General features: G+C 56.4%; 2 protein-coding genes. Both read left to right on the top strand.

Annotated elements, in window-relative coordinates; genetic code table 11:
• Window positions 1-1,975 precede the first annotated feature (1,975 nt).
• Window positions 1,976-3,304: an aminotransferase class III-fold pyridoxal phosphate-dependent enzyme gene (locus IVB01_RS29865; protein WP_247495122.1), complete on the top strand. Its 1,329-nt coding sequence runs from the start codon at window positions 1,976-1,978 to the stop codon at window positions 3,302-3,304.
• Window positions 3,305-3,403: 99 nt separating this feature from the next.
• Window positions 3,404-4,168, top strand: coding sequence for a hypothetical protein (locus IVB01_RS29860; RefSeq protein ID WP_247495121.1), 765 nt, complete (start codon window positions 3,404-3,406; stop codon window positions 4,166-4,168).
• Window positions 4,169-4,645 lie beyond the last annotated feature (477 nt).

The following is a 4,645-nucleotide window of genomic DNA, read 5'->3' as shown; positions in this document are numbered from 1 at the left end:
CGACTTCGGCATCGACAACCTGATCGAGCTTATTAAGTTCTACAAGGAAAACCCTGGACTGCTGAAGCGGTGATCCTGCGGCCTACGCCGAATGGATACGTTGAGACCCACACCCCAATGCTTATCGAGAGAAAGACGATGTGATCTGACTTGCCCCTAAGCTTAGCATCTCGAGTCTTTATGCGCCGAGTAGCGGTTGGGGCAACCGATGGTTGAGGCGGCCGGTCAGGGCACGCAGCCGATCGTCTGCCGCGGTGAGATGGGCGGCATAGGCGGTGGTCATTTGCTTCGGCAGTTATGTGCCGTCGCCAACTGATCGCATACAAAATCCATCGTTAAGGCTCGCTCGATCGCTTGGCCGGGCCGCGGTCCTCGCGCGGCGTACTGGAAAGGGCCCTACACGTGAGCGTTCGGCCATTGTGACAGATGCGGAAACCACTTTCCGAGTGGTCCAAAGTTCAAGAACCATGGGACGCTAACCGCTGCCGAATGTTGATGCGGCGCAGATTCGGGCGAAGCTTTGGTAAGCCATCGTTTTGTCACCCAGGCATGAACCATGAACGGGACGCACCTTGAGTTATCGAGGGATGCCAACAGCGCGGGCCAAGCCACGTTCTGTTGAGCATTCTCGAAACTGTGCGTTACGCCATCGGGTACAGACCCTCGCTCGGCGGAGGTTCGCGGACTCGCCGACACGACGCGACCCGACATAGGGCGTACCCAAGCGCGATGTAGAATGGGGCCGCCGCCTTGAGCTTCGTCGAAGATGCGCGCCACTGCATAACCCTGCCGATCCTCTTAGATCGACCGCATACAATTGTGCCGCGCACCGCCGGCGCCTCGCTCCTGGCGAGCTCCCCTCGGTTGAGTCGTTGTTGGCCTTGGCTGCTCGACTCGCTGCCGTTGTCGCTGGCCGCCATCGTTAGCCTCCCACGACGTCACCAGCCGCGCCGGTTCTCGCGCCACCCGCGTGCCCGAGAGAGAGGTGTCGCAACCAGCGTCAGGCACTCGCGCGACCAGTCACCGACCACGATCAGAATAGCCACTGGTGAGCTGATCCGAGAGGGGCGTGCCACCAGCGGCGCGATCGACCCGTCATCGGTGCTCCGGTCCCGACCGCCCCGCCGCCTTGGGAGGAAACGCGAGCCACTCTTTCCAGTAGAAGAGCTGAGGAGCTTCTTGTTGCGGTAGATAGCTCTCCCGCCTAGCTTGAGTGCAGGTGGCGATAGCTCGAAACGATGGCTTTCTGCGCGATCGCCATCATGCGCTGGGGTGGGCGGCATCATCCCTTCGGTCGCCTGGTACGAAAACATTCTCCGATTTGCAGTAAGTCCCGGAGCTTTTCCGGCTCATGGCGCTTGTTGGGGGCAGTTGATGACAATACCGGCTCGTCGGTTGGCTCGGAGTTAATTATCCGCAGCCGCAGAGCACATCGATCCGCTAGGGTCCACCTACCATTGTTGGACGCGTCGCCACCGATTCTTCAGATCCTCACCAGACTAGGTAGTGTGCTCATCATTGCTAGTGATGTATCCATCACTAACTGGATGTGCAACGGATGATGGTCGTTCGTCGCGATACGAAAGGTGAAGAAATGGCAAGGGTAGTTCATCGACAGGGGTGAGGCGCCGCGCTTTGCTGGAGTCGAGTTCGCCGTAGTGCCGCGACAATCACCATTGTATCTTCGCGCCCGCTGCTCGACTTGTTCCTTCTGTCTCCCGGACCTGAGGTTCTTATAGTGACACCGCGAGCCTAGGACGGCTCCGCACCAAGCGTCGCCTGCTCTGCTCGCGCAGTCGTCTTCACGGGCTGAAACCTTCGAACCAGGGGCGGCAGAACCGCCCTGTTCTTGCGATGGCGTTCCCCGCCACTAGTCCGCACTTGATCAACCATGTTTTGACTCTCGGGCGGTCGCCGCCGGCGGGCAGTCTCACCTTCCTAACAATTCTGGGCTTGGAGAAATGGAAAACTCGTGATGAACGAAATTAGGCATAACTTAGATGTGGCTCGCGCTCTGACCGACGCAGAAGAGCGCTACTCCAGACAACATTCGCTGAGCCTCGCCTATATGGAGCGCGCATCTCGATTCATGCCGGGCGGAAATACGCGATCCGTTCTGTTTTTTAAGCCGTTTCCCTTTGTCGTAAGGACGAGCTCGGGCTGTCGAGTGCTGGATCTCGACGGCAATAATTATGTTGATTTTTTGTGTGAATACAGCGCGGGGCTGTTCGGGCACTCAGAGCCGACGATCAAAGCAGCTATTCAGCATGCTATTGAAACGGGCTGGGTGCATGGTGGGCACATCGAGAACGAGGCGCGCTTGGCGGCTGCCCTGTGCTTGCGCTTCCCATCGGTCGAGCGCATCCGGTTCACGAATTCGGGCACCGAAGCGAATCTCATGGCGTTAGTGACAGCCAGGGCCTTCACAAAACGTTCGCGAATTATGGCTTTTCGCGGAGGCTATCATGGGGGAGTATTGCATTATAAATCTGGCGATGCTGATCAAAACGCGCCTTTTCCGCTCGTACTCTGCACTTATAACGACATAGCACAGACCGTGGCTGCGATTAATCGTGAAGCGCGCGACCTTGCGGCGGTTATCGTTGAGCCGCTGCAGGGTTCGGCAGGATGCATTCCTGCGAGTCGTGAATTCCTGTCAGCAATTCGCAGTGTTTGCGAACGGCATGGAATCATTCTCATCTTTGACGAAGTGATGTGCTCTCGTCTTGCCCCAGGCGGGCTACAAGGTGCCCTCGGAATTACGCCGGACCTCACAACACTGGGTAAGTACCTCGAGGGAGGAGCTTCGTTCGGCGCCTTTGGAGGGCGCGAGGACATCATGTCCCTCTACGATCCCAATCGGCCGGATGCACTGGCTCATGCAGGCACATTTAATAACAATGCCCTGTCCATGGCTGCGGCCGTGGCCGCGGCAACAGTACTGTCGAGCGACCGTCTTGTGCAACTAAACGCCATGGGCGACGCTTTGCGGGCGAAACTCAACGGGATCGCGCGGGCCCGCGCGCTGCCCATACAGTTCATCGGAAGCGGTTCGATGATGAACATCCATTTTCGTGAAGGTGAAATCCGCACCATCGCGGACACGCAGACCGAAGATCCGAATGTTAAGCCCCTCTTTCACTTGGAGATGCTAGAGAGGGGCCAATATCTGACCCGCAATGGCATGCTCAACCTGTCGCTACCGATGTCGGCGTGTGAGCTTGAGGGAGTTGCAAGCGCATTCGAAGATTTTCTGGAGCTGAATGGGAGCTTGATCGTAGCCTGCTGTAGCCCGTTTACCTAACTAAAAAACGTTCAAGAATAGGCAAATTTGGAGTCGCTGGTCTTAAGGTGGGCCATCACCAGGGAGTATCATGTTGATTGTTAGGCTGCGAGGTAACCCATGACGAAAGACGAGAGTGCGGAAGTAATGTGTGCATGCATTGCGGTGCATGTCTCACGTTGCATTCCAATATACGACACCATCGCTGCTCAGAAAGATATCAACCTGCTGCTAGGTTTCGATTTTCATGAATACGTCTCCATTACAGAGGGAATTCCGGGAAAAGGGCGAACATTTCCAAACTTTCGACCTGACCGATCAACAATTCGCCCAGGTGAGGGATTTTGGGTGGTTGGCCTCGATAGGAACAACGACGTCATGCTTACAAATGCCACACGGATGTATGATCTTTCTCACAGTAACTTTGCGGAGCATCTTCGGTCGCTGAATGCATTTTACAGTAATCCGATCGTGCACGCTCACTTTGATGATCATTGCACCTGCATCGCCTCTACCGCAGAGGAGATGACAGGAAGAATAGCCTACAATGGAGATCTTTGGGCACGCAGAGATTTCAGGGGACAGGGTGTCCCGAGGATGATAGCCCGAGTTACACACCGGCTATCGCATGCTATGTGGGCCCCCGATTTCTTATGCGCGCTTGTGGCTCGCTGGCGAGTGGATAAAGGACTTCCGCACTACCCTCATCATGAACCCGGCGGATGGATCTTGCGGCTTGTGGAAGAGGATATCGCTGAGGAAAATTGGCTAGTTTGGGTAACAGGTGACGAGCTAAAAAAGGAGGTCGATCATTGCTGTAAGAATCTTTTCGCTTTGCCATCGTCCACTGCGTGGTCTGATACAGCAGGCTGTTTGAATCCGTAGTGGCCGCAGTCGTCATTCATTGGCTGCCACGGGGCTCGTAGACGGCGCGTGTGCGGCCGCGATAATTGGGCGGGTCGAGCCATGCCGCTACATTGACGTGGCAGTCGGGTACAGCGTACTCGACCGCTATGGCGAATGGCAGCGCAGGCGCGAGTTCGTTTCGCTCGCTCATCGCAACGCTGTCACCCCCTCAGAAGCTGTTGCGGGATGCTAGTGGGGCGCTCAATCCCATCCACAGTGAACGGCTTCTCTAAAGCGGGATGGGGTTAGGTTGAATCGATTTGGGATTGAACGAAGCCGCTGGCGCGGCATGTAGGGAGGCATAGCAAGGATTGCCTCCTGTCTGAGAGGATTGCGGGTTTTCGAAGCCCAACCCTTTAAAGCGTGATGGCATTAAGTTCGATAGCCTGAATTTTTGAGGTAATTGGCGCATTCGTCGGCGGTGAAGGCATCGAGTGCGTGGCCGATTGCGGCGCA

The organism is Bradyrhizobium sp. 164, assembly GCF_023073715.1.
GTDB lineage: Bacteria > Pseudomonadota > Alphaproteobacteria > Rhizobiales > Xanthobacteraceae > Bradyrhizobium.
The sequence above is the reverse complement of the archived record's forward strand: the minus strand, read 5'-3'. Positions and strand labels throughout refer to the sequence as shown.

What these genes read in the sequence shown, in the direction of transcription:
- IVB01_RS29860 (WP_247495121.1), top strand. Translation starts at nt 3,404, where the DNA reads ATGACGAAAGACGAGAGTGCGGAAGTAATGTGTGCATGCATTGCGGTG.
- IVB01_RS29865 (WP_247495122.1), top strand. Translation starts at nt 1,976, where the DNA reads ATGAACGAAATTAGGCATAACTTAGATGTGGCTCGCGCTCTGACCGAC.